Source organism: Pseudomonas sp. GW822-FHT02E03, from assembly GCF_058802325.1.
Map to the genome: position 1 here is coordinate 1 of NZ_JBXAOA010000025.1, position 24430 is coordinate 24430.

Sequence of the window (24430 nt, forward strand, 5' to 3'; positions counted from 1 at the left end):
GTTAGCCGCGCACGGCCATGGATGGCCGATCGCGGCGGGCCCACGGAGCAGGACCGGAGCGAGGGCATGCCGAGCCTTAGCGAGGCACCGAACGAAAGGGGCAAAAGCGCTTTGGTTACTTTCGCGCTTTTCGAAAGTGACTCGCTGTAAAAGCGAAACCAATAGCAGTCGTTACCGCAGAAATGGATATGTACCCCGACCAAAATTATAGGTCAGCAGTCAGTCCGCCATCGCGGGCAAGCCCGCTCCCACAGGGTCTTTGTTGTCCTTCAGACCGTCGTTTCCTGCCGGCTTACATGCTGGCGAGCATCACTGGCAATCAACTGCCTGATCCCTTCAAACAACTCATCACTCTGCGCCTGCGTGCAGTCCTCACCATGGCGTTTACGCAGCCCGTAATGGCTGAGAATCAGATGCACATCCGCATGCAGCCCATGTTGCTTGAGGCAGTTTTCAACACATTGCAACGGACAGCCATCCAGCGCGAAGATCCGGCGCCCCGAGCGCGCTTTGTTGACCAGCGCCGCCACATGCCCGCCAACACCGACGATGCAGGACATTTCAGCCAGGCCACTGCGGTCCAGTCGCACGGCCTGGGTATTGGCCAGTTGGGCGACATTGGAGCAACCTGAGCAGGAGTAAACCAAAGGCAGGGTTGAACGGGGCATTTGCACTCTCCGTGGATGGACGCTGCCAGTGTGCAAGGTGCCTGGCATTGCGCCTTGATGACGGTCAATTCCGGCTATTGGAAAGCCGCCAGCTCCTCTTCAGCGAGGATGCTGATATGGCGACGCTCCATGGCGATCAGGCCGCACTCCACCAGACGATGCAAAATCCGCGAGAAGGTTTCCGGCTGAATCCCAAGCTTCGACGCCACCAGGCGTTTGGACACTTGCAAGACAATCTGGCCGGTAACCGGGTGGCGTTCCTGGAACAGAAAATTGATCACCCGACGAGTCGCACTGGCCATGGTCAAGGTATCGATGTCGCGCAGACGCAGGTGCAGGTGAACACTCATGCTCGCCAGGATCGCCAGACAGACTTTCGGCTGGTCCTCCAGGGCATTGCGGTAATGGTTGCCCTCGATACTTACCAGCACGCTGTCCTTCAGCGCGGTGGCGCTCACCGGGTAGAGCCGGGCCTGGCTGAACAGCAAGGCTTCGGCAAAGGTCTGGCCGGGCTGGATGATCTCCACCAGGTTTTCCTGGCCTTCGCCGGTGAGCCGGTACAACTTGACCTGGCCGCTGACCAGCAGGAAAAAACGCCTGGCCGGATCCCCTTGATGCATGAGCGTGCTGTGACAACTCAGACGCTTGAGCATGGCCAGGCTGCAGACTTCCTCGAAGACTTTCTCCGGCAGTTGGCTGAACAGATGATGACGGCGCAACGTTAAAACGATGGAAGGGTGGGTCAGCATGGCGTACCTCCGCTGACCGTCATAGTAGAGAGCGCAGGCCAATTGACCTATGCCTCTGCAGGCCTACCTCCAAGGAGGGATGCCTGTCAGCCTGCACTGCGCAGATGCTCCATGGCCCACACTGCCGCCTCCACCCGCGAGCGCAAGCCGAGTTTGTGCAGCAGGTTTTTCACGTGGACCTTGACCGTCCCTTCGGTGATGCCCAGCTTGTGCCCGATGACCTTGTTGCTGAAGCCGCTGGCGATGGTTTTCAACACCTGACGCTCACGCTCGGTCAGTTCCACCACGGCCTGGCGTGCAGGAGCGCGCAGTGCCTGGGCCATGACTTGAGTCAGCCCCGGGCTGATGACCAAGGCGCCGTTCAAGGCATCGCGGATGTACTGGATCAACAGTTCCGGCTCCATGTCCTTGAGCAGATAACCGTCGGCATCCAGGCGCAGTGCATCGCGAATATCGTCTTCGGCGTCCGACACGGTGAACAGCAGCACTTTGCCGGTGTAGTGCATCGCCCGTAATCGGCGCAGGGTTTCGATGCCATTCATTTGCGGCATGTTGTTGTCGAGCAGGACCAGATCCGGTCGAAGCGGCTCAATCAGACCGAGTGCTTCTTCACCCTGGCTGGCTTCGCCGACGATCAGGAAATCATCTTCGAGTTCGAGCATCTGGCGAATGCCGTGACGCATCATCGGGTGGTCGTCTACCAGCAGGATTCTGTGTTGCGGGGACGGGGTCATAGGGTGCTGCCTTCTGTTTGCTGCCCGAGAAATTCCGGGTGGAATTCCAGTTGGACACGGGTGCCTTGGGGTTCCCTGGAGATGATCTGCAGCTGGCCGTGCAAGCTGCGAGCCCGCTCATCCATGATGTTCAGACCGTGGTGTTCGCGTTGGTCGACGTTGCCGCTGAAGCCGCGACCGTCGTCTTCGACCGACAACCTGACCGTCTCGCCGTCTTGGCGCAGTTGTAGCCAGGCGTTTTGTGCATGGGCGTGGCGCAGACAGTTGGAAAGCGCCTCGCGGGTGATCTGCAGAATATGGATTTGTTCGCTGGCCGATAGCTGGAAGGCCAGCGTGTCGACGTGCAGATGCACCTGAAACTCCCCGCGACGGGAAAATTCCTCGGCGGTGTCCTTGAGTTCCTGCACCAGTCCCGCGTCGTGAATCTGCAAACGAAAAGTCGTCAGCAACTCGCGTAACTGGCGATAGGCATTGTTCAGTCCCTCGCGCAATTCGGCGGTGACGGTTTCCAGGGTCTGGACCGGTTCGCCCCGGCGCATCAGGGTCTGCATACGGCTGACTTGCAGCTTCATGTAGGACAGGGCCTGGGCCAGTGAATCGTGTAGCTCGCGGGCGATGATCGTGCGTTCTTCGAGCAGTAGCAGGCGATGATCCTGTTCCCGTTGGCGCTTGAGCGAGAGCGAGGTGCCGATCAGGTTGGCCAGGGCCTGGATCAGTTGGGTTTCCCAGGCTTGCATGGGATGCCCGTCGACAAAGTGCGCCTTCAGTTCACCCAGTTCACTGCCCTGGTTGCTGATGCTGAAGGCTTGCGGATTGGCTTTGTGGTGCTTCTGGCAAGTGGCGCAGTCGCTACTGGCGCAGACTTCGCGGATGTTCGCGCCATGCAGAGCCAGTAACTGTTGGGCCGGTGCCTGCAGTTGGCCTTGCAAGCACAGCGACAGGCGCAAGCCGGGCAGGCGTTGCTGGAAGCGTCGAATCAACTCATCCAGGCCTTCGGCATTGGCCAGGCGTGTGGCCAGGCTTCGGCTGCTTTGATACAGCAGCTCCAGAGCGGCATTGGCTTGTTGCAGGTTCAGGGTTTTTTGCCGGACCTGACTTTCCAGGGTGCGATGCGACTCTTCAATCGTCTCGGCCATGGTGTTGAAACTCGTGGCCAACTGGCCCAGTTCGTCCTGGGACTGATGGTTGACCCGCACCTTGAAGTCGCCGCGACGAAAGCGCTGGGTTGCGTCCACCAACTCCTTGAGGGGCGTGACGACACCGTACTGTAACTCGTACAACCCGATCAGCAGGACAATCATGGTGGTGAACAAGGCCAGGCCCTGGATCACCTGTTGCCAGCCTTGCTTTTGTTCGCTTTGACGCTGCAACAGGTTGACGAACTGGTTCAGTTGTTCAACGAAGGGCAGGGCCTGGACCTGAAAATAGGCCGCATCGCCGCGCAGCAGTGCCGGGAGTAAATCCTCGTTCCATTGTTGCTGGATTTGCCCATAGCTGATTTGCAGGGCGGCGGTCGGGCCATCTTCCAGCACGGCCTTGAGTGACTGGCTGGTGAGACGGGTTTGCAGGCTGTCGGTGATGGTGGCGATTTCTGAGGGCGTTGCACCCGCGGCGAGTTTCCAGCTCAGGTGATAAGTCTCCATGCGCACCGAGCCTGCGGTGTTGATGGCGGCGGCATCGCCCTGGCTGAACCAGGCGATCAGCCCGGCGCTCAGCGAACTGGCGAGCGCCAGCACGGCGATCAGGATCACCGCCAACCCGGCGCGAGCGGGCAGGGAGCTGCGCAACCAGCGGATCATCGGCGCAGGTCCCGGAAGAAATCAGGAAAACAGAGCATGTGCAGCACCAGAGTGGGTTTTGCCGCCGTTCCCTGACGCGCTACCTCTAAAGAGTTGTCGACAGGTCCTTGTCAGCAAAATCGTGGCTTAAAACTCTTAACAAGCTGATAAATAAAGGGTTTTAAGGCTTTTCAGGACTACCTCCTTAGAGGTAGACCGCACAAGCATAGGCCTATGCCCCTTTGGGCATCGTTGACCTGGGTCAAGTTTTTGCGGGGTTGGCCTCTCTAGTCTGCCGCCATGGCTAACTGACTGGAGAGCATTGTGACCCAACCGCGTGTACGACAAGGCTTGGTGCTGGGCATGAGCACGCTGGCCTTCACTGTGTGCTTCATGGTCTGGATGATGTTTGCCGTGCTCGGTGTACCGATCAAGGACCTTCTCCAGCTCAACGAAACCCAGTTCGGCCTGCTGGCCGCGACCCCGGTGCTGACCGGCTCGCTGGTGCGTTTGCCGCTGGGCCTGCTGACCGACCGCTTTGGCGGGCGCAGCGTGTTCTTCCTGCTGATGCTGGCCTGCGTCGCGCCGCTGTATTTGATCAGTCATGCCACCGCCTACTGGCAGTTCCTGGTGCTGGGCTTGTTCGTCGGCCTGGCCGGCGGCTCGTTCTCGGTCGGGATTGCCTACGTCGCCAAATGGTTCGACAAGGAGAATCAAGGCTTCGCCATGGGCATCTTCGGTGCCGGTAACGCCGGAGCCGCGGTGACCAAGTTTCTCGCCCCGGCACTGATCGCCGCCGGCAGCTGGCAACTGGTGCCGAAAGTCTTCAGCGCGATCCTCTTTATTACCGCGCTGCTGTTCTGGTTTCTCAGTGCCGAAAACAAGGACCACCGCAGTGCATCCGGCGCTACCTTGCGTGAGCAACTGCGCTCGTTGAAAGACCCTGCGGTGTGGCGCTACTGCCAGTACTACTCGATCGTCTTCGGTGGCTACGTTGCCCTGGCATTGTGGATGACCAAGTACTACGTGCAGGAATACGGTTTCAGCCTGCAAAGCGCGGCGCTGCTGGCGGCCTGTTTTTCCCTGCCCGGTGGCGTGCTGCGCGCCGTCGGCGGCTGGATGTCGGATCGCTGGGGGGCGCAAAGCGTGACCTGGTGGGTGTTGTGGGTCAGCTGGATCTGCCTGTTCCTGCTCTCGTATCCCCAGACCCAACTGCAAGTGCAGACCATCGACGGCCCGGTGGATTTCCACATCGGCCTGAGCCCGGCGTTGTTCACCGTGCTGCTGTTCGTCATGGGCATCGCCTTCGCGTTCGGCAAGGCCTCGGTTTTCAAATACATCGCCAACGACTACCCGAAAAACATGGGCGCGGTGTCCGGCATCGTCGGCCTCGCCGGTGGCCTGGGTGGTTTTGTGCTGCCGATCCTGTTCGGCGCCCTGGTGGACCTCACCGGCGTGCGCTCTTCCTGCTTCATGTTGATGTACGGCGTGGTCTGGGTCTCCCTCACCTGGATGTACTTCAGCGAAATACGCAAAAGCCCGGTGCTGGGTAAAGCGCCGCTGCTGACCCCGTCCCCGATTTCCAGCATTGCCCTAGGAGAAGAACATGTCCGTTCTGCAAAAGCCTGACAAAGGCCCGGTCATTCATGACTGGCGCCCCGAGGACCCCGCGTTCTGGGGAAGTAGCGGCAAACAGACCGCCACGCGCAACTTGTGGATTTCCATTCCTGCGCTGTTGTTGGCCTTCGCGGTGTGGATGGTCTGGAGCACGGTGATCGTGCGTTTGAACGCCATCGGCTTCACCTTCACCACTGACCAGCTGTTCTGGCTGGCGGCGTTGCCGGGGTTATCCGGGGCGACCTTGCGCGTCTTCTATTCCTTTATGGTGCCGATCTTCGGTGGCCGTCGCTGGACCGCCCTGAGCACCGCGTCGCTGTTGTTGCCATCGATCTGGATGGGCTTCGCCGTGCAGGACCCGAGCACCTCCTACAGCGTGTTCGTGTTGATTGCCTTGCTCTGCGGTTTCGGTGGCGGCAACTTCGCCTCGAGCATGTCCAACATCAGCTTCTTCTACCCCAAGTCGCAGCAGGGCACAGCCCTGGGCCTCAACGCAGGGTTGGGTAACCTGGGCGTTTCGGTGATGCAGTTCTGTGTACCGCTGGTGATTACCTTCGGTGTGTTCGGCTTCATGGGCGGCTCGCCGCAAGCACTGCCGGACGGTGGCCAGTTGTGGCTGCAGAACGCCGGGTTCATCTGGGTGCCTTTTATTGTCCTGGTGACGGTGCTGGCCTGGTTCGGCATGAATGACCTGTCCAGTGCCCGCGCTTCGTTCAGCGAACAGGCGGTGATCTTCAAGCGCAAACACAACTGGCTGATGTGCTGGTTGTACCTGGCGACCTTCGGTTCATTCATCGGTTTCTCCGCCGCGTTTCCGCTGCTGATCAAAACCTCGTTCCCTGATGTCATCGCTTTGAAATTCGCCTTCCTCGGCCCGTTGGTTGGCGCTTTGGTCCGTCCTTTGGGCGGCTGGCTGGCGGACAAGCTTGGTGGCGCGAAAGTGACCTTGTGGAACTTCGTGGCGATGATCGTGATGGTCTTCGGCGTCATGCACTTCCTGCCGCAGAACGGTACCGGCGGCAACTTCTACGGCTTCCTCGGCCTGTTCATGCTGCTGTTCATCACCACTGGCGTCGGCAACGGCTCCACCTTCCGGATGATCCCGGTGATCTTCCGCACCCAGCACGAAAAAGCCTCGGCCGGAAAACCACCGGCAGTGCGCGAACAAGCGCTCAAGGATGCCGGTAAAGAATCGGCTGCGGTCCTGGGCTTCAGTTCGGCCATGGGCGCCTTCGGTGCGTTCTTCATTCCCAAATCCTTCGGCTCTTCGATGGCCCTGACCGGCGGCCCGGAGATGGCCTTCTACATGTTCGTCGGCTTTTACCTGAGCTGCATCGTGGTGACCTGGTGGTGGTACGCGCGCAAAGGCGCCGCGACACCCTGCTGAGACGACCCGAATTCAATCATTGCGTGGGCGGGGCACAGAACCCCGCAGCAAGCCTGAGAGGACACACCGTGAGTCATTTACTGGATCAACTGCGGTTTTTCAATCGCAAGCAAAACGAGTTTTCCGACGGTCATGGAGAGACCCGCAAAGAGTCTCGCGACTGGGAGAACGTCTACCGTTCGCGCTGGCAGTACGACAAAATCGTGCGTTCCACCCACGGGGTGAACTGCACCGGCTCCTGCTCGTGGAAAATCTACGTCAAGAACGGCCTGATCACCTGGGAAACCCAGCAGACCGACTACCCGCGTACCCGCAACGACCTGCCGAACCATGAGCCCCGTGGCTGCCCCCGTGGTGCCAGTTACAGCTGGTACATCTACAGCGCCAACCGCCTCAAGTACCCGAAAATCCGTAAGCCGTTGCTCAAGCTCTGGCGCGATGCGCGGCAGACCATGGCGCCGGTCGAAGCCTGGGCCAGCATTGTCGAGGACAAGGCCAAGGCCGACTCCTATAAAAGCAAGCGCGGCATGGGTGGCTTCATTCGTTCCAATTGGGAAGAAGTCAACGAGATCATCGCGGCGGCCAACGTCTATACCATCAAGCAATACGGCCCGGACCGGATCGTCGGCTTCTCGCCGATTCCGGCCATGTCGATGGTCAGCTATGCGGCCGGTTCGCGTTACCTCTCGCTGATCGGCGGTGCCTGCCTGAGTTTCTACGACTGGTACTGCGACTTGCCACCGGCCTCGCCGATGGTCTGGGGCGAGCAGACCGACGTGCCGGAATCGGCCGACTGGTACAACTCCAACTACATCATCGCCTGGGGCTCCAACGTTCCGCAGACCCGTACCCCGGACGCGCACTTCTTTACCGAAGTCCGCTACAAGGGCACCAAGACGGTCGCGATTACCCCGGACTACTCGGAAGTCGCCAAGCTCACCGACCTGTGGCTGAACCCTAAACAGGGCACCGATGCGGCGCTGGCCCAGGCGTTCAACCATGTGATCTTCAAAGAGTTCCACCTGGACAAACCGAGCGCCTATTTCACCGATTACGCCAAGCGCTTCACTGATTTGCCGGTGCTGGTGCTGCTCAAGCAAATGGTCGACAAGGCACCGGGCGCCGGTTACCAGCCGGACCGCTTCCTGCGCGCCAGCGACCTGACCGACAACCTCGGCCAGGAAAACAACCCGGAATGGAAAACCATCGCCCTCGATGTCAACGGCGAACTGGTGTCCCCTCAGGGCTCCATCGGTTATCGCTGGGGCGAGAAGGGCAAGTGGAACATCCTGCCTCGTGAAGGCGGCGAAGGCCGTGAGATCGATTTGAAGCTGAGCCTGATCGGTGATGACGTGGCCGAAGTGGCGTTCCCGTATTTTGCCGGCGAGTCCCACGAGCACTTCCAGCATGTGGCCGGCGATGCCGTGCAATACCGCCGCGTGCCGGTGCATAACGTGGTGCTGGCGGACGGCAGCGTGGCCAAGGTCGCCACCGTGTTCGACCTGTCGGCCGCCAACCTGGCGATCGATCGCGGCCTCGGCGGCGAAAACGTGGCCAAGGATTACAACGACGCCTCGGTACCCGGCACCCCGGCCTGGCAGGAGCAGATCACCGGCGTCAGCCGCGAGAAAGCCATCCAGATCGCCCGTGAGTTCGCCGACAACGCCGACAAGACCAAGGGCCGCTCGATGATCATCGTCGGCGCGGCGATGAACCACTGGTACCACATGGACATGAACTACCGCGGGCTGATCAACATGCTCATGCTCTGCGGGTGTGTTGGCCAGACCGGTGGCGGTTGGGCGCACTACGTCGGCCAGGAAAAACTCCGTCCGCAATGCGGCTGGCTGCCCCTGGCGTTCGGCCTGGACTGGAACCGTCCGCCTCGCCAAATGAACGGCACCAGCTTCTTCTACGCCCACAGTTCGCAATGGCGCCACGAGAAGATGAGCATGCACGACGTGCTCTCGCCATTGGCCGATAAATCACAATTTCCCGAGCATGCCCTGGACTACAACATCCGCGCCGAACGCGCCGGCTGGTTGCCCAGCGCACCGCAACTCAACACTAACCCTTTGCACATTTGCCGCGACGCCGCTGCTGCCGGCATGGACCCGAAAGACTACGTGGTCAAGTCGCTGCAGGACGGTTCGCTGCGCTTCTCCTGCGAACAGCCGGACAGCCCGGTCAACTTCCCGCGCAACATGTTCATCTGGCGTTCCAACTTGCTGGGCTCCTCGGGCAAGGGCCACGAGTACATGCTCAAGTACCTGCTGGGCACCAAAAACGGGGTGATGAACGAAGACATCGGCCAGGTCGGCGATTGCAAACCCGAAGAGGCCGAATGGGTGGACGAGGGCGCCATCGGCAAGCTCGATCTGGTCACCACGCTGGACTTCCGCATGTCTTCGACCTGCGTCTATTCCGACATTGTCTTGCCGACCGCGACCTGGTACGAAAAAGACGACATGAACACCTCGGACATGCACCCGTTCATTCACCCGTTGTCGGCCGCCATCGACCCGGCGTGGGAATCGCGTTCCGACTGGGAAATCTACAAAGGTATCGCCAAGGCGTTTTCCAGCATGGCCGAAGGGCATCTGGGCGTTGAAAAGGACCTGGTGACCATCCCGCTGATGCACGACAGCGTCGGCGAACTGGCCCAACCGTTTGGCGGCACCGACTGGAAAAGCGCTGGCGTGGCACCGGAGCCGGGCAAGAACGCGCCGAATCTGCACGTGGTGGAGCGTGACTACCCGAACATCTACAAACAGTTCTCGTCGCTTGGGCCATTGCTGGAAAAACACGGCAACGGTGGCAAGGGCATCAACTGGAACACCGACGCCGAAGTGAAATTCCTCGGTGCGCTCAATCACAAAGAAGGGGCTGCCGGGATCAGCCAGGGTCGGCCGAAAATCGACTCAGCGATCGATGCTGCTGAAGTGATTCTGTCCCTGGCGCCGGAAACCAATGGCCATGTCGCCGTCAAGGCCTGGGCCGCGCTGTCGGAATTTACCGGCATCGATCACAGCCACCTGGCGCTGTCCAAGGAACACGAGGCGATTCGTTTCCGCGACATTCAGGCACAGCCGCGCAAGATCATTTCCAGCCCGACCTGGTCGGGGCTCGAAGACGATCACGTCAGCTACAACGCCGGCTACACCAACGTTCACGAAGGGATTCCATGGCGCACCATCACCGGTCGCCAGCAGTTCTACCAGGATCACCCGTGGATGCAGGCGTTCGGCGAGCAACTGATGAGTTATCGCCCGCCCGTCAACACCCGCACCATCGAAGGGGTTAAAGGCAAGCGCAGTAACGGCCACAAGGAAATCGTCCTGAACTGGATCACTCCGCACCAGAAGTGGGGCATTCACAGCACCTACAGCGACAACCTGCTGATGCTCACCCTCAGCCGCGGCGGGCCGATTGTCTGGCTCTCGGAGAACGACGCGAAAAGCGCTGGCATCGAGGACAACGACTGGATCGAGTGCTTCAACGCCAACGGCGCACTGACCGCCCGAGCGGTGGTCAGCCAGCGCGTCAAGGACGGCATGGTGATGATGTATCACGCACAGGAACGGATCGTGAACGTGCCAGGTTCGGAAACCACCAAGACCCGTGGCGGCCACCACAACTCGGTCACCCGGGTGGTGCTCAAGCCGACCCACATGATCGGCGGCTATGCCCAGCAAGCCTACGGTTTCAACTATTACGGCACGGTCGGTTGCAACCGCGACGAATTCGTCGTGGTGCGCAAAATGTCCAAAGTCGACTGGCTCGATGGTTCAAGTGGCGATGACCTGCCACGTCCGCTGCCGACCGATATCGAGGAGAACTGAGATGAAGATTCGCTCACAAATCGGCATGGTTCTGAACCTGGACAAGTGCATCGGTTGCCACACCTGTTCGATCACCTGCAAAAACGTCTGGACCAGCCGCGAAGGCATGGAATACGCCTGGTTCAACAACGTCGAATCGAAACCCGGGATCGGCTACCCGAAAGAATGGGAAAACCAGGACAAGTGGAAGGGCGGCTGGATCCGCAACGCCAACGGCACGATCAACCCGCGCATCGGCGGTAAGTTCCGCGTGTTGGCGAACATTTTCGCCAACCCGGATCTGCCGAGCCTCGACGATTACTACGAACCGTTCGACTTCGATTACCAGCACCTGCACACCGCGCCGCTGGGCGAGCATCAGCCCACTGCGCGCCCGCGCTCGCTGATCTCCGGCAAGCGCATGGAAAAAATCGAGTGGGGCCCGAACTGGGAAGAGATCCTCGGTACCGAATTCGCCAAACGTCGCAAGGACAAGAACTTCGACAAGATCCAGGCGGACATTTACGGCGAATACGAAAACACGTTCATGATGTATTTGCCGCGCCTGTGCGAGCACTGCCTCAACCCGACGTGCGCGGCGTCGTGCCCGAGCGGGGCGATCTACAAGCGTGAAGAAGATGGCATCGTCCTGATCGACCAGGAGAAATGCCGTGGCTGGCGGATGTGCATCAGCGGCTGTCCGTACAAGAAGATCTATTTCAACTGGAAAAGCGGCAAGTCCGAGAAATGCATCTTCTGCTACCCGCGGATCGAAGCCGGGATGCCGACCGTTTGCGCGGAAACCTGCGTCGGGCGCATCCGTTACCTCGGCGTGCTGCTGTATGACGCCGACCGCATCAGCGAAGTGGCGAGCACCGCCAATGAGCAGGACCTGTACGAGAAACAGCTGGAAATCTTCCTCGATCCGAACGACCCGGCAGTGATTCGTCAGGCCCTGGCCGATGGCGTACCGCAGTCGGTGATCGATTCAGCCCAGCGTTCGCCGGTCTACAAAATGGCCGTGGACTGGAAACTCGCACTGCCGCTGCACCCGGAATACCGCACCTTGCCGATGGTTTGGTACGTGCCGCCGCTGTCACCGATCCAGAACGCCGCCACTGCCGGCACCGTCGGTATGAACGGGGTGATCCCTGACGTCGACAGCCTGCGTATTCCACTCAAGTACTTGGCCAACCTGCTGACCGCCGGCGATGAAAAACCGGTCAAGCGTGCGCTTAAACGCTTGCTGGCGATGCGCGCCTACAAACGTTCCGAGCAAGTCGATGGCGTTCAGGACCTGCAAGTGTTGAAGGACGTCGGCCTGAGCGTGGCCCAGGTCGAGGAGATGTATCGCTACCTGGCGATCGCCAACTATGAAGACCGCTTTGTGGTACCGAGCGCGCACCGTGAAGACGCCATGAGCGACGCCTTCGCCGAGCGCTCCGGTTGCGGTTTCAGTTTCGGCAGCGGCTGCAGCGGTAGCTCTGACACCAACATGTTCGGTGCGAAGAAAGCCAACCGCCGCGACATCCTGAAAACCGTCCAGTTGTGGGAGGAATGAGCATGCAAATTCTCAAAGTGATTTCGCTGCTGCTCGATTACCCGACCGAGACGCTGATTGGCGGTCGCGACGAACTGGAGCAGGCGATTATCCAGTCACGGGAAATCAGCCCCAAGCAACGCGGTGCGTTGTTCGAATTGCTCGAGCTGATCTGCGCCAATGACCTGATGGATGGGCAGGAGCACTACGGTGCGCTGTTCGGCCGGGGTCGTTCGCTGTCGTTGCTGTTGTTTGAGCACGTGCACGGTGAATCCCGCGACCGTGGCCAGGCCATGGTCGACATGATGGCGCAATACGAAGAAGCCGGTTTTGCGATCGGCGTCAAAGAGCTGCCCGATTACATCCCGCTGTACCTGGAGTTCCTCTCCACCCGCGAAGACATCGAGGCTCGCGAGGGCCTGGCGGATGTTTCGCACTTGCTGGCCTTGCTCGCCGCACGCCTGGAAGAGCGCGAAAGCGCCTATGCCAGCTGCTTCCGGGCGCTGCTGCAAATCGCCGGTGCCGAACCGCATCAGGCGGTCGCCGACCTGCGAGCGCAGGTGGCGGCGGAACCGCGCGACGACTCCCTCGAAGCCCTCGACAAGATCTGGGAAGAGGAGGCCGTGGACTTTCTCCAGGCCGAACAGCAGGACCGTTGCAGTGGGCTGCCAAGCGCACCGGGCAAGGCTCGGGAAGAAAGCGCGGTGCCGTTGCACTGGGTGGATTTTCAGCATGAAGGGTTGGCCGCCGCGCCAGCCCAGGAGGTCGGTAATGTCTAAATGGAATCTGTTGTTGTTCGGGATCTATCCCTACGTCGCTTTGGCGATCTGCCTGATCGGCAGTTGGGCACGCTTCGACCTGTCGCAATACAGCTGGAAGGCAGGCTCGAGCCAGATGCTCAATCAGCGCGGGATGCGCGTGGCGAGCAACCTCTTTCACGTCGGTGTGTTGTTCGTGCTGGCCGGGCATTTCGTCGGCCTGCTGACGCCAGCGTCGGTTTATCACCACGTGATCAGCACCGAGAACAAGCAGTTGCTGGCCATGGTGTCCGGTGGGTTTTTTGGCCTGTTGTGCCTGATCGGCTTGCTGATGCTGGTCAATCGGCGGCTCACCGATCCTCGGGTACGTGCCACCTCCAGTCCTTCGGACATCCTGATTCTGCTGGTGCTGCTGGCGCAGTTGCTGCTCGGTCTGCTGACGATTGCCGCGTCCACCGCGCATATGGACGGCTCGGTGATGGTGATGCTCGCCGATTGGGCACAGAACACCGTGCTGTTGCGGCCGATGGAAGCAGCGGCGGCCATTGAGCCGGTCGGGCTGACCTACAAGCTGCACGTGTTTCTCGGTTTGACCCTGTTTGTGCTGTTCCCCTTCACCCGTCTCGTACACATGATCAGCGCACCGATCTGGTACCTGGGGCGTCGTTATCAAATCGTTCGTCAGAAGTACTGAGGAGACAATCATGTCAGGTGGATGTGGATGTGGTGGTGGTAACGGCGGCAGCGGTGGCTGCGGGTCTTCCAAAAAAGCCGAGGACGTTCTCGATATCGCGCCAGTCGCAGAGGCGCAGTTTGAAGCACTCCCGGTGGAGCCGGCGGCTGCCCACGACGCTCCGGCGCAGTTGATCGCCAGCAGCGAGCAGGAGTGGCCGATCATCAGCGTCAACGAGGTCTCGATCACACCGGAAGCGATGGCCCAGGAGCTGCAATATCACCCGGCCGAAAGCCGCGAGGAAGCGGTGTACCTGGCCGCCCGGGCGTTGGTGATTCGCGAGTTGTTGCAGCAGCGCATTGCCGAACTCGGCGTGTCGATGGAGATCGGTGCCGGCGAGAACGAAGAAGAAGCGGCCACGCGCTTGTTGCTCGAACGCGAGGTGCACGTACCGCAGTGCGATGAGGAAACCAGCCTGCGTTACTACGAAAACAATCGCGGGCGCTTTCACAGCGCACCGTTGCTGGCGGTTCGGCACATCCTGCTCGAGTGTGCGCCGGATGATGTCGAGGCGCGCGCCGTTGCGCATGATCAGGCGGAAGTTCTGCTGCAACGTCTGGAAGACTTTCCCGGCAGTTTCGCCGAGCTGGCCGTGAAGTATTCGGCCTGCCCGTCGAAGGCTCAGGGCGGTTCTCTGGGGCAAATCAGCAAGGGCCAGACCGTGCCTGAACTGGAACGTCAGTTGTTTACTCTGGCGCCGGGCCTGGCCAGCAAACCGCTGGAAAGTCGCTACGGCTGGCATGTGGTCAGTGTCGATCAGCGGATCGAAGGCATGCCGTTGCCCTATGAAGTGGTGTCGACAGCGATCCGCACGCTGTTGCAGCAAGGCGTCTGGCAAAAAGCCTTGGTGCAGTACCTGCAAACCCTGATCGGTGCGGCGGATATTCGCGGCATCCACTTGCAGGGCGCCGACTCACCGCTGGTGCAGTGAGCATCGTGGCAAACCGGGAGATGTGATGAACGCTGTAATGCAGGATGGCTTTGGACGGCAGATCGATTATCTGCGGATGTCGGTGACGGACCGGTGTGATTTTCGCTGTGTGTATTGCATGGCGAAAAACATGACCTTCCTGCCGCGTCAGCAGGTGCTCACGCTGGAAGAGTTGCAACGTCTGGCAACGCTGTTCGTCGGGTTGGGCGTACGCAAAATCCGCCTGACCGGTGGCGAACCGCTGATTCGTCCGGGCATTGTCGAACTGTGCCGCAACATCGCCGCGCTGCCCGGTTTGCGCGAACTGGTAATGACCAGCAACGGCTCGCAACTGAGCCGCCTGGCCCGGCCATTGGTGGAGGCGGGGGTCAAGCGGATGAACATCAGCCTCGATAGCCTGGACGGGCAGAAGTTTCGTGCGATCACCCGCATCGGCGATCTCGATCAGGTGCTCAACGGCATCGAATCGGCGCGGGACGCGGGGTTTGAGCGGATCAAACTCAACTGCGTGGTGATGAAAGGGCGCAACTTCGATGAAGTCCCGGCGTTGGTGCAATACGCCATCGATCAGCGCATCGATATCAGTTTTATCGAAGAAATGCCCTTGGGCGACGTCGGGCGTTCCCGGGGCGAATCGTTTTGTTCCAGCGACGAAGTGCGGGCGCTGATCGCCAACCAGCATCGGTTACTCGACAGCACTGAAAACAGCGGCGGACCGGCGCGGTATGTGCGTCTGGAGCGCCATCCCGATACTCGGATCGGGTTCATTTCACCCAACAGTCACAACTTCTGTGGCAGCTGTAATCGGGTGCGGATGACGGTTGAAGGGAAGCTGTTGCTTTGTCTGGGGCAGGACGATGCCCTGGATTTAAGAGGATTGCTGCGGCGTTATCCGCTGGATGACCAGCCTGTGATCAATGCCGTGCAAAAGGCCTTGCGCGGTAAGCCGTTGCGCCACGATTTCAGTCCTGAAAGGGAGGTGCAGATTGTGCGGTTCATGAACATGAGTGGCGGTTGAGCTGTCTTGCACGATTCAAAAAATACAACCAATCCATGTGGGAGCGGCGGTGCGACGATTCGACTTGCCCGCGAAGAGGCCATTACATCCAACATCAATGTTGACTGATAGACCGCCATCGCGGGCAAGCCCGCTCCCACATGGGACCCGCGCTTGTCACAGATTCACCGCCAAATCTTGATATCGATCAATTGCAGATCAGCCCTTTGTCCGTACTCTTCACTGCATGTTGTGTTTGTTTGTCTATAAACATCTATATGTAGTGTCTGGAGGCCGAATGCAGAGCACGCTGATCTCAGTTGGATGTAACCGCTTGCACAAGCGTGATGGCAGTCTGGTTGCCTTCGATGCGGACAAGATCCGTCAGGCGTTGATCGCCGCCGGCAAGGCAACGGGGGAGTACACCGGGGTTGAGGTTGAAGGTTTGCTTCAGGCGGTACTCGCTCGGCTGGACGGACTGCCAAGGCTGCATGTCGAGCAGATCCAGGATCGTGTCGAACGGGTATTGATGGACGCCGGTTTTTTCTTCGCCATGCGGGCCTACATCGTCTACCGCGAACAACACGGGCGTTTGCGTCGTGACCGCCGGACCATGGTCGAAGTGGCGACCTCGATGAACGAGTACCTGGACCGGGAAGACTGGCGGGTTCAGGCCAACGCCAATCAGGGGTATTCCCTGGGTGGGCTGGTGTTGAACGTGTCGGGCAAGGTCACTGCCAACTACTGGCTGGACGAGGTGTACAGCGAGGCCATCGGCCAGGCCCACCGCGAGGCGGACTTGCATGTGCACGACCTCGACATGCTCGCCGGTTACTGCGCCGGGTGGTCGCTGCGCACCCTGTTGCACGAAGGGCTCAACGGTGTGCCAGGGCGTGTCGAAGCCGGTCCGCCGAAGCACTTGAGCAGCGCTTTGGGGCAGATGGTGAACTTCCTCGGCACCCTGCAAAACGAATGGGCCGGTGCTCAGGCATTCAGCTCGTTCGACACCTACCTGGCGCCTTATGTGCGCAAGGACCAGCTGAGTTATCAAGAGGTGCGCCAGGCGATCCAGGAGTTCATCTACAACCTCAACGTGCCGTCGCGTTGGGGCACCCAGACGCCGTTCACCAACCTGACTTTTGACTGGGTGTGCCCGCAGGATTTACGCGAGCAGATACCCGTCATCGGCGGGAAGGAAATGCCGTTTGCCTATGGCGACCTGCAGGTCGAAATGGACCTGCTCAACCGCGCCTACATCGAGGTGATGCAGGCTGGCGATGCGAAAGGGCGAGTGTTCACCTTTCCGATCCCGACCTACAACATCACTCATGATTTCCCGTGGGACAGTGAAAACGCCGACCGCTTGTTCGAGATGACCGCGCGTTATGGCCTGCCGTACTTCCAGAACTTCCTCAATTCGGATCTGCAGCCCAATCAGGTGCGTTCGATGTGCTGCCGTTTGCAGCTGGATGTTCGCGAGTTGCTCAAGCGTGGCGGCGGCCTGTTCGGCTCGGCGGAGCAGACCGGATCGCTGGGTGTCGTCACCATCAACTGCGCCCGTCTGGGCTATGTGTTCAAGGGCAACACCAGTGGTTTGTTGCAGCGCCTGGACGCATTGATGGAACTGGCGATGGAGAGCCTGGAGGTCAAGCGCAAAGTCATTCAGCACCACATGGACGCCGGTTTGTACCCTTACACCAAGCGTTACCTGGGTACCTTGCGCAACCATTTTTCCACCATCGGCCTCAACGGCCTGCATGAAATGCTGCGCAATTTCACCGGCGACGAGGAGGGTATGCACACCGAGCACGGCCGGCAGTTTGCCCTGAAGATGCTCGATCATGTGCGTGCCACGTTGCTGCGTTTCCAGGAGGAAACCGGTCATCTCTACAACCTGGAAGCGACACCGGCAGAAGGCACCACTTACCGCTTCGCCAAGGAAGACCTCAAGCGCTATCCGGACATTCTCCAGGCCGGCAGTGTGCAGGCGCCGTATTACACCAACTCCTCGCAACTGCCCGTGGGCTACACCGAAGACCCCTTCGAGGCCCTGGAACTTCAAGACGAACTGCAATGCAAATACACCGGCGGCACGGTCCTGCACCTGTACATGGCAGAGCGGATTTCATCGACCCAGGCCTGCAAGCAACTGGTGCGAAAAGCCCTTGGCCGCTTCCGCCTGCCGTACCTGACCGTGACCCCGACGTTCTCGATCTGCCCGGTGCATGGCTACCTCGATGGCGAACATGAGTTCTGCCCCAAATGCGACGAGGTCCTGCTGCTGCAAGAGCAGAAAGCCGGCGCTGTTCATTGATTTCGATCCACTCAACTGCAAGGAGCTTCACCATGACTGCATCGCAAACACTGCCCCAGGCTCAACGTCAACGCTGCGAAGTCTGGACCCGGGTGATGGGCTATCACCGTCCTGTGTCGGCGTTCAATCCGGGCAAACAGTCGGAGCACCGTGAGCGGGTGCACTTCACTGAAAGCGCGGCACTGGCCGGGCGCCAATGAGTCGAATGCTTCGGGTCGGGGGCATGGTGCCCCTGACCACTATCGACTATCCGGGACAGCTCGCCTGCGTGCTGTTTTGCCAGGGTTGCGCCTGGCGTTGTCGTTATTGTCATAACCCGCAGCTGATTCCCCCTCGTGGCAGTGAGGAAGTGGATTGGCGGCGGGTGTTGGCATTTCTGCAACGTCGTCAGGACCTGCTCGATGCGGTGGTGTTCAGCGGTGGTGAGCCAACCTTGCAGGACGGTTTGCTCGGCGCCATGGATGAAGTGCGGGACATGGGATTTCGCATCGGCTTGCACAGCGCCGGCATCAAGCCTGCCGCGTTCGCCAAGGCACTGACCGGCGCGGATTGGGTCGGTTTCGATGTCAAGGCGTTGCCCGAGGATTGCCAGGCCATCACTCGGGTCGAGGGCAGCGGGACCGCCAACTGGCGCAGCCTTGAGCATCTGTTGGCCAGTGGTGTCGACTACGAATGTCGCACCACGGTGCATTGGCGTCTGTTCGAGCCGGCGCGTCTGCTGATCCTGGCAAAACGCTTGAATGCGCTTGGCGTCAAACGCTTCGCCGTGCAACTGGTTCGCACCGAGCGGATGTTCGATCCGCTGCTGCCGAGCGTTTCGGCTCAAGCGTTGCTGCCAGAGTTGTGGGAGGCCATGCGCGAGTTGTTTCCAGCCTTCGTGTTGCGGGGATAACGGGGGCTGGGCAACTCAAGCCCAGCCCCAGAATTGCAACCACCAGCCAAATCCCACCATGCCTTCGGCCAGGAGCAGGCAAGCGATGGCGGACCCGCGTCGCACCTGGGAAAGACCTTCGCGACTCAGCCGTTTCCAACCCAGTAGCAGGCTCCAGCCCATCGCGGCCAATAACAGACAGGCCCTGGCCGGTTGCACCCACTCCAGCAGCAGACCTTCATAACGCAGTAATTTGACGGTGGTGGCCGACAGCCCGAGAAACAGTCCGGCACCCCCTAAGGGCGTGAGTGTCAGCGCCAGGGGCCAATACAGTGTGCGATCCCGCGCCAGTCGGGCCGTCAGGCGCAGAAGCAGCATCAACGCCGTGCCGAGCACGATCGAACTCAAACTCAGGTAAGCGACGATGCTGAAACCGTCGAGCCAGCTGAAGCTGTCATTGAGCTGCGGGTAATGGGTCAGCAGCCACCAGGGGGCGTTATCCTGCAAGGCCCAGAACTGGTTGTGTTCGACCAGCCACTGGGCCAGGGATTGTTTGAGGGCGACAAACCATGGGCTGACCGTCCACTGAAACGCGCCCATGGCCAAGCCAATCACGCCGAACAGCAGCAAGCGTGTATCCCAAGGGGATAGGGTCTGTGCTGTCGCGTGAAGAATCTCCTGATTGCTGGAGCGGGCGATCAGTTGAACGGCACCGCGTTGCCCGCTGCAGCGTCCGCAGGCGTGGCAATCACTGGCGCCTTGCAGGCGGCGGATATCGAGCAGGGGAGCGCAGTTGGGCGGCGGCAGGCGTGGTGCGGAATTTTCTAGCCAGCGTTGTTCGTCGACCTGAAAGTGCACGGGGGCCAGCCTTGCGAGCAGGGCGAAGACACCGCTGACCGGGCACAGGTAACGGCACCAGACTCGCTTGCCCCGGGCGAACAACAACCCGACGATGACCGCTGCGACGGTCGAACCGCCCAGAATCAACAGCGCGGCCTGGGCGTAGTCATAGACGCTGATCAATTGGCCGTAGAGGGTCGTCAGGCAGAACGCCAAGGTTGGCCAGCCGCCCCAACGCAACCAGCGCGGCACACCCAGGCCTTTACCGTAATGGCTGGCCCATTCGCTGAGCGAGCCTTCCGGGCACAAAACGCCACACCAGAGTCGGCCGAAGAACACCATCGACAGCAACACGAACGGCCACCAGATCCCCCAGAATAGAAACTGCGCGAGCAAGGTCAGGTTGTCGAGTATCCGTGCCTGGCTGTCTGGCAGCGGCAACAGCGCCGGGGTCACCAACAGCACCGCATAAAACACTACAACAGCCCACTGCACCGCACGGATGACGGGCGCATGACGACGCATCCCGTTGCCCAGTCGTTGGAGCCATCGATTGCGCCGGCTCAGGTCGGGCATGGCAGGTTTTCCGCAGTCCGTTGCCGTAGCCAGCCGCCGACGGCCAGCCAATAACCGATCCACACCAACAAGGTCAGGCCACTGGGGCTTGCCCGATAACCGGCGAACCCGGCAAGAAAACCACCCAATCCATGGCTGTCGCTCAGCAACGTGCTGCTGTCCCAAAGTGCTTCGCCAACGAGGCTGTAAATCACGTCCGGCAAATCCAGGGCGAGCAGTTGGCCGCCGATTCGTTCGGTGCCGCTGACCAGCAACGCTGCGCCGAGCATGAGCAGGATGACTTCGCTGATGGCAAAGAATCGCTGCCATGAAATGAATCGGCGACTGCTGTGCAGCAGCGTGATGGTCAGCGCCGACAGCACCAGTCCCAACACGCCGCCGACGGCAAACAAACCGAGCTGCGGACCTCGCAACCGGGCGCCGGCGCCATAGAGAAAAACCACCGTTTCGCTGCCTTCGCGGCTGATCGCGAGCATGGCCAGCAGTAATAGACCTGCGCCCCCTTGCCGAGCCAGGTGGCTATCGGCGTGTCGTCGCAAATCGTGGTTGAGGCTGCGTCCGTGGCGATGCATCCAGCCCACCATCTGCACCATCAACAGGCTTGCAACCAGTGCGAGTGCGGCCTGGAACCATTCGCTGGCCGACCCGCTCATGGCCTCACCGGCAAACAGAATCAACACCGCCAGCAGGCCCGAGAGCATCAACCCCAGCACCACACCTGCCCAGAGGAATTTGACCAGCCGATTACATTGGCCTTGCTGGCTGGCCCAAGCCTGGAGAATACCGATCACCAGCAACGCCTCGACGCTTTCGCGCCAGACGATGAACATTGATTGATTCATGGAAGCTCCGTGCGCTAACAGGTTATTTCGCGAGGATGCCGCCCTCGGGCAATTGCGGATTGAACTCGTCAAAAAAGGGGTAGTGACCGGGCCTCAGGGGGTGAATGACCACGAAGGTTGTCACGCCCGGCGACAAGACTTTTTCAACCCGCAACGGCGTGCTCTCGAACTCGGCCGGACCTTGGCCGACGTTCTTCAGAACGATCTTGAAGCGCTGTCCGGCCGGCACCTCCAGCAAGGCAGGGGTGAAGTGGCCATCGCGCAGAACCAGTTCGTAGCTCGGCAACTCGGCATGGGCCGTCAACGGTGCAACTGTTCCGGCCACAATCAGCCAGGCAAGATGCAGGCGCTTCATTCAATAGCCGCCTTTTTTACCGATGCCGGCGTAGATGAATTCGTAGTGCAGTTCGCAGCGTTCAAACCAGGGAGCGACACCGGTTTCCTTATCGGTGTGGCGCCCGAGGGAGCCATGACCGCCGGGTGGCAGGACGGTGAACGTCAGTTGATATTTACCGGGGCCAAGCAGCTTTACATTGTCGCCATAGTGCGGGCCGTCGTTGGCCACCATGGCGTGGAAATCGCCTTTGATCTCGGGGTCGCTGCCGTGTTTTTTCAGGTTGAAAGAGACGTTCAGGTAGGGGACGAAACTGCCTTCCTGAAAGCCCTGGCGATTGTCCGCAGTGGCGCGAATATCGGCTTCCAGGTGGACGTCAGAATCCGCCGTGGCGCGCATCATCCCCGCAGGTGCCATTTCTATCGGCTGCAAATACACCGCCCCGACTTCCAGCCCGGGACACAACTGTGGTTCCCCGATCGGGTATTCCTTGGCGTGAGCCAGCGGCGATAGCAAGAGCAGGGCGAGTGATAGCGAAAAAGGGGTACGCATAATAGCTTCCTGAACACTGACGAGTAGGAGCCCGAGTCTAGGAAGCTTTGCTGCGAACAATAATGATTGTTATCAAGTTTTGAGCAATTAGACCGATGGTTCAGGATTGCGCAGGGGCTTGATGTCGATTCTTGACAGGCATCAAGGCTGGTGTCGCGCAAGGGTTGTAGGTTGGGAAAACGCCACTCAATGATCGGAGATCGGCATGGCCAAGAACTTCCCCGTCAACCCCAAGCACCCCGAACGGATCTGTTGGGGATGCGACCTGTATTGTCCGGCGAAGTCCCTGGCGTGCGGCAATGGTTCCGAACGCACGATGCATCCGGTGGAGATGTTTGGAGAGGATTGGCACCTGCCTGGCGATTGGGGCCTTGATGCGATCATTACTACAGACAAGGTGGTGGATGACTTTCAATCACTGCCTGATGATGCGCTGCACGCAAAGCGTTGATCCGCTTTTCGTAGGAGCCAGCGGTGCGTCGATCGCCACACCGCTGGTTCCTATAGGCTGCAGGATATCAAGCGTGGGTGATGGAAAGGTCGCTGATGATGCACACCGAACCGTCTTCGGGGTCGGTGGTGTCGGAGTAATCGATCTGGTTGTACACACCGCCGTGGAAGGCCAGCGTTTTCGTGTCCCAGGTGTTGTCGAGGCGCATGATTGCGGAGGTCGATTTGACCCCGTTACAGCTCGCCGAAACGGAGACAGCGCCGCTCGAATTGGCGTGAATGTTGATTTTGAACAGTGCACCGAGCGGCACGTCTTCCAGAACCGTCGTGTTCACCGGGTCTTCTTGAAGATAACTCGACCGGAACCCCATGGTGATTCGGCCTTTGTTCCAAAACACTTTCACCGGTGGTCGCTCTGAACCCTGCACATGAATCTGGCCGATCACGACCTTCTGCAGCGAGTTGACCTTCGTCAGGCGCATTTCTTGTCGATTCCAGTGGTCAGCAGCGCTGGCGAACAGCCAATAACCCGGCTCTTTCCACTCGCAGCGGGTACGGTGCGTGCTTTTGCTCGAAGCGCCGAGCGTCGGCGCCGTCATTTGCAGCGAACCATCTGGAAGCATCGAAATGACTTCCGGGCATTCAAGCAGTGCCCGCCAGCCGATGAGCTCAAGTGCGATGGGGTTGGTGTCGGAGATAGGAAGCGGTGTAGCGATTGTGTAGTTGCTGATGTCTACGGTCATGGTCATTTTCCTTAATTCATTTTGATGTCACCTTTTGCTCCGTTGAGCCTTTCGCTGTTGATGTAGGCCTACATCCCACTGCCCACTCAGTGAATGGGCAGAAGTGATGCTTTCGTTGTTGCTCGCGTTCCGGGTCATGTGTCCGTTCGGTCAGCGCCTCGTCCGCCGTCGCAGATCTAAAGAGCGGTGCGACTTTCGATCCTTTGAAAATAAAAGTAGCAGTGCTTATATTTAATGTAAATAGCGCTGCTAATAATATTTTGGCGGGGCGTAAAAAAACCCGCACCTGGCGGGTTTTTGATGTTTCGGCTTTTTAGCTGCAACCTCATCGCCTGACGGGCATGTGAACGTCAATCAGCGGGCAAACATTCCCCACCAGAACACGTGGCCCAGGATCACGATCTGCTGTTCCTGAACTTCTGCAAAGGTGTAGTCCTCATCCGGATGCTCGTCGCGATTGAAGCTGCGCAGGCGGATGCCCGTCGGTAGGCGGTAAACCTGCTTCACCCGTAGCTGACCGTTGTGGTTGATGGCGTACATGTCGCCATCAACGATATCGCCCAGTGAGCTCTTGCCTACGTTGATGCCTACGGTCGCGCCGTCACGCAGCACTGGCAGCATGCTGTTGCCGCTGACAACCACGCACTTCGCGTTGCTGAACTGAACGCTGTTATGGCGAAGGTCTTTCTTGAAAAAGCGAAGCCGGGCAGTGTCGCTTTCCTCGATCACGAAACGGCCTGATCCGGCCGCCAGTTCCACTTCACGCAGGAAGGGAACGTAGACCTCATCGTCGTCCAGGGGAGTGTCGTCATCCCAAGGCTGGATGTCCGACATCAATACGCTTGGCTGAATGCGTTCGAAAGACTGGACGCTTGCAACCGTCGACATCAGGCGTGGGCTCACTTCGCTGGCATCGAAGCGCAAGGCTTTTGCCAGTTTCAGGAGTGCCTCGACATTCAGTGGAACCTTGCCGGTTGCGTACTGACTGAAGGCGCTTTGGCCAGACCATCCGCAGGCCTCGGCCACATCCGCTTGAGTGAGATTTGATCCAGCCGCTTTGGCAGCAGACTTTCGCTGGTCGTAAATAGCCTTGAGCCTGGAGCTCTCGACGACTTCTTCAGGGGTAAGGGGGCGGCGTGTTTTCATGGTGACAAGGGTATTAGCAGAACTGATATTTCTGCAAGCAGCGCTGCTA

General features: G+C 59.7%; 22 protein-coding genes. 12 read left to right on the top strand and 10 right to left on the bottom strand.

From position 1 onward, the window contains the following. Positions 1-269: 269 nt before the first annotated feature. The 4 genes from AC1RQB_RS18695 to AC1RQB_RS18710 all read right to left on the bottom strand — a co-directional run bounded on the left by AC1RQB_RS18695 (position 270) and on the right by AC1RQB_RS18710 (position 3950). On the bottom strand, positions 270-668 hold the full coding sequence (locus AC1RQB_RS18695) for a putative zinc-binding protein (protein WP_063340215.1): 399 nt from the start codon (positions 666-668) through the stop codon (positions 270-272). Positions 669-742: 74 nt separating this feature from the next. Next, complete coding sequence (locus AC1RQB_RS18700; RefSeq protein ID WP_063340214.1) at positions 743-1417, bottom strand: Crp/Fnr family transcriptional regulator; 675 nt, start codon at positions 1415-1417, stop codon at positions 743-745. Between the two features lie 86 nt (positions 1418-1503). Next, positions 1504-2151, bottom strand: coding sequence for a two-component system response regulator NarL (narL, locus tag AC1RQB_RS18705; RefSeq protein ID WP_008067117.1), 648 nt, complete (start codon positions 2149-2151; stop codon positions 1504-1506). Continuing rightward, positions 2148-3950: a HAMP domain-containing protein gene (locus tag AC1RQB_RS18710; RefSeq protein WP_063340213.1), complete on the bottom strand. Its 1803-nt coding sequence runs from the start codon at positions 3948-3950 to the stop codon at positions 2148-2150. The genes narL and AC1RQB_RS18710 overlap by 4 nt, the downstream gene beginning before the upstream one ends. Positions 3951-4253: 303 nt before the next feature. Between AC1RQB_RS18710 and AC1RQB_RS18715 the strand changes: the two genes are divergently transcribed. The 11 genes from AC1RQB_RS18715 (at position 4254) to AC1RQB_RS18765 (ending at position 18919) form a co-directional block, all read left to right on the top strand. After that, positions 4254-5558 carry an MFS transporter gene (locus AC1RQB_RS18715; protein WP_008067112.1) on the top strand — a complete coding sequence of 435 codons (1305 nt, stop codon included), beginning with the start codon at positions 4254-4256 and terminating at the stop codon, positions 5556-5558. Beyond that, a complete protein-coding gene (locus AC1RQB_RS18720) occupies positions 5536-6933 on the top strand; it encodes a NarK family nitrate/nitrite MFS transporter (RefSeq protein ID WP_063340212.1) in 1398 nt (465 codons plus the stop codon). The genes AC1RQB_RS18715 and AC1RQB_RS18720 overlap by 23 nt, the downstream gene beginning before the upstream one ends. Positions 6934-7001: 68 nt before the next feature. After that, on the top strand, positions 7002-10775 hold the full coding sequence (locus AC1RQB_RS18725; RefSeq protein ID WP_063340211.1) for a nitrate reductase subunit alpha: 3774 nt from the start codon (positions 7002-7004) through the stop codon (positions 10773-10775). Position 10776: 1 nt separating this feature from the next. Next, a complete protein-coding gene (gene narH / locus AC1RQB_RS18730; RefSeq protein WP_038982852.1) occupies positions 10777-12315 on the top strand; it encodes a nitrate reductase subunit beta in 1539 nt (512 codons plus the stop codon). A 2-nt stretch (positions 12316-12317) separates the two neighbouring features. Continuing rightward, positions 12318-13073, top strand: a complete 756-nt coding sequence (gene narJ / locus AC1RQB_RS18735; RefSeq protein WP_008067101.1) for a nitrate reductase molybdenum cofactor assembly chaperone — start codon at positions 12318-12320, stop codon at positions 13071-13073. After that, the gene (gene narI / locus AC1RQB_RS18740) at positions 13066-13746 is read left to right on the top strand and encodes a respiratory nitrate reductase subunit gamma (protein WP_063340210.1); all 681 of its coding nucleotides are present in this window, start codon (positions 13066-13068) and stop codon (positions 13744-13746) included. The genes narJ and narI overlap by 8 nt, the downstream gene beginning before the upstream one ends. Before the next feature lie 10 nt (positions 13747-13756). Then, the gene (locus tag AC1RQB_RS18745) at positions 13757-14716 is read left to right on the top strand and encodes a peptidylprolyl isomerase (RefSeq protein WP_063340209.1); all 960 of its coding nucleotides are present in this window, start codon (positions 13757-13759) and stop codon (positions 14714-14716) included. Positions 14717-14741: 25 nt separating this feature from the next. After that, positions 14742-15734, top strand: coding sequence for a GTP 3',8-cyclase MoaA (gene moaA, locus AC1RQB_RS18750; protein ID WP_063340208.1), 993 nt, complete (start codon positions 14742-14744; stop codon positions 15732-15734). Between the two features lie 277 nt (positions 15735-16011). Further along, positions 16012-18027, top strand: a complete 2016-nt coding sequence (locus AC1RQB_RS18755; RefSeq protein ID WP_063340207.1) for a ribonucleoside triphosphate reductase — start codon at positions 16012-16014, stop codon at positions 18025-18027. A 32-nt stretch (positions 18028-18059) separates the two neighbouring features. Then, positions 18060-18227, top strand: a complete 168-nt coding sequence (nrdD, locus tag AC1RQB_RS18760) for an anaerobic ribonucleoside-triphosphate reductase (protein WP_017338867.1) — start codon at positions 18060-18062, stop codon at positions 18225-18227. Next, positions 18224-18919, top strand: coding sequence for an anaerobic ribonucleoside-triphosphate reductase activating protein (locus tag AC1RQB_RS18765; RefSeq protein WP_198537170.1), 696 nt, complete (start codon positions 18224-18226; stop codon positions 18917-18919). Before nrdD ends, AC1RQB_RS18765 begins: the two co-directional genes overlap by 4 nt. Before the next feature lie 15 nt (positions 18920-18934). On the opposite strand, the gene AC1RQB_RS18770 is transcribed toward AC1RQB_RS18765, so the two are convergent. From AC1RQB_RS18770 to AC1RQB_RS18785, 4 genes are read right to left on the bottom strand one after another with little or no spacing between them, the layout of a single operon-like run. Continuing rightward, on the bottom strand, positions 18935-20314 hold the full coding sequence (locus tag AC1RQB_RS18770) for a 4Fe-4S binding protein (protein WP_063340205.1): 1380 nt from the start codon (positions 20312-20314) through the stop codon (positions 18935-18937). Beyond that, positions 20302-21156, bottom strand: coding sequence for an FTR1 family iron permease (locus AC1RQB_RS18775; protein WP_207267264.1), 855 nt, complete (start codon positions 21154-21156; stop codon positions 20302-20304). The genes AC1RQB_RS18770 and AC1RQB_RS18775 overlap by 13 nt, the downstream gene beginning before the upstream one ends. Positions 21157-21178: 22 nt before the next feature. Beyond that, on the bottom strand, positions 21179-21511 hold the full coding sequence (locus AC1RQB_RS18780; protein ID WP_063340204.1) for a cupredoxin domain-containing protein: 333 nt from the start codon (positions 21509-21511) through the stop codon (positions 21179-21181). Next, positions 21512-22042: an iron transporter gene (locus tag AC1RQB_RS18785; RefSeq protein WP_008067069.1), complete on the bottom strand. Its 531-nt coding sequence runs from the start codon at positions 22040-22042 to the stop codon at positions 21512-21514. 205 nt (positions 22043-22247) lie between these two features. On the opposite strand from AC1RQB_RS18785, the gene AC1RQB_RS18790 reads away from it, so the two are divergent. Then, complete coding sequence (locus AC1RQB_RS18790) at positions 22248-22493, top strand: DUF3079 domain-containing protein (RefSeq protein WP_063340203.1); 246 nt, start codon at positions 22248-22250, stop codon at positions 22491-22493. Positions 22494-22560: 67 nt separating this feature from the next. Here the strand turns inward: AC1RQB_RS18790 and AC1RQB_RS18795 are convergent, their stop codons facing one another. Both AC1RQB_RS18795 and AC1RQB_RS18800 read right to left on the bottom strand, forming a co-directional pair. Then, the gene (locus AC1RQB_RS18795; protein WP_008067064.1) at positions 22561-23235 is read right to left on the bottom strand and encodes a polysaccharide lyase family 7 protein; all 675 of its coding nucleotides are present in this window, start codon (positions 23233-23235) and stop codon (positions 22561-22563) included. A gap of 354 nt (positions 23236-23589) precedes the next feature. Beyond that, entirely contained in the window at positions 23590-24381 is a 792-nt protein-coding gene (locus AC1RQB_RS18800) for an XRE family transcriptional regulator (RefSeq protein WP_081235175.1), read from the bottom strand. Positions 24382-24430 lie beyond the last annotated feature (49 nt).

Excerpts from the sequence above, each read along its gene's own strand:
- AC1RQB_RS18695 (WP_063340215.1), bottom strand. The coding sequence starts at position 668 with ATGCCCCGTTCAACCCTGCCTTTGGTTTACTCCTGCTCAGGTTGCTCC.
- AC1RQB_RS18700 (WP_063340214.1), bottom strand. The coding sequence starts at position 1,417 with ATGCTGACCCACCCTTCCATCGTTTTAACGTTGCGCCGTCATCATCTG.
- narL (WP_008067117.1), bottom strand. The coding sequence starts at position 2,151 with ATGACCCCGTCCCCGCAACACAGAATCCTGCTGGTAGACGACCACCCG.
- AC1RQB_RS18710 (WP_063340213.1), bottom strand. The coding sequence starts at position 3,950 with ATGATCCGCTGGTTGCGCAGCTCCCTGCCCGCTCGCGCCGGGTTGGCG.
- AC1RQB_RS18720 (WP_063340212.1), top strand. The coding sequence starts at position 5,536 with ATGTCCGTTCTGCAAAAGCCTGACAAAGGCCCGGTCATTCATGACTGG.
- narH (WP_038982852.1), top strand. The coding sequence starts at position 10,777 with ATGAAGATTCGCTCACAAATCGGCATGGTTCTGAACCTGGACAAGTGC.
- narJ (WP_008067101.1), top strand. The coding sequence starts at position 12,318 with ATGCAAATTCTCAAAGTGATTTCGCTGCTGCTCGATTACCCGACCGAG.
- narI (WP_063340210.1), top strand. The coding sequence starts at position 13,066 with ATGTCTAAATGGAATCTGTTGTTGTTCGGGATCTATCCCTACGTCGCT.
- AC1RQB_RS18745 (WP_063340209.1), top strand. The coding sequence starts at position 13,757 with ATGTCAGGTGGATGTGGATGTGGTGGTGGTAACGGCGGCAGCGGTGGC.
- moaA (WP_063340208.1), top strand. The coding sequence starts at position 14,742 with ATGAACGCTGTAATGCAGGATGGCTTTGGACGGCAGATCGATTATCTG.
- AC1RQB_RS18755 (WP_063340207.1), top strand. The coding sequence starts at position 16,012 with ATGCAGAGCACGCTGATCTCAGTTGGATGTAACCGCTTGCACAAGCGT.
- nrdD (WP_017338867.1), top strand. The coding sequence starts at position 18,060 with ATGACTGCATCGCAAACACTGCCCCAGGCTCAACGTCAACGCTGCGAA.
- AC1RQB_RS18765 (WP_198537170.1), top strand. The coding sequence starts at position 18,224 with ATGAGTCGAATGCTTCGGGTCGGGGGCATGGTGCCCCTGACCACTATC.
- AC1RQB_RS18770 (WP_063340205.1), bottom strand. The coding sequence starts at position 20,314 with ATGCCCGACCTGAGCCGGCGCAATCGATGGCTCCAACGACTGGGCAAC.
- AC1RQB_RS18775 (WP_207267264.1), bottom strand. The coding sequence starts at position 21,156 with ATGAATCAATCAATGTTCATCGTCTGGCGCGAAAGCGTCGAGGCGTTG.
- AC1RQB_RS18780 (WP_063340204.1), bottom strand. The coding sequence starts at position 21,511 with ATGAAGCGCCTGCATCTTGCCTGGCTGATTGTGGCCGGAACAGTTGCA.
- AC1RQB_RS18785 (WP_008067069.1), bottom strand. The coding sequence starts at position 22,042 with ATGCGTACCCCTTTTTCGCTATCACTCGCCCTGCTCTTGCTATCGCCG.
- AC1RQB_RS18790 (WP_063340203.1), top strand. The coding sequence starts at position 22,248 with ATGGCCAAGAACTTCCCCGTCAACCCCAAGCACCCCGAACGGATCTGT.
- AC1RQB_RS18795 (WP_008067064.1), bottom strand. The coding sequence starts at position 23,235 with ATGACCGTAGACATCAGCAACTACACAATCGCTACACCGCTTCCTATC.
- AC1RQB_RS18800 (WP_081235175.1), bottom strand. The coding sequence starts at position 24,381 with ATGAAAACACGCCGCCCCCTTACCCCTGAAGAAGTCGTCGAGAGCTCC.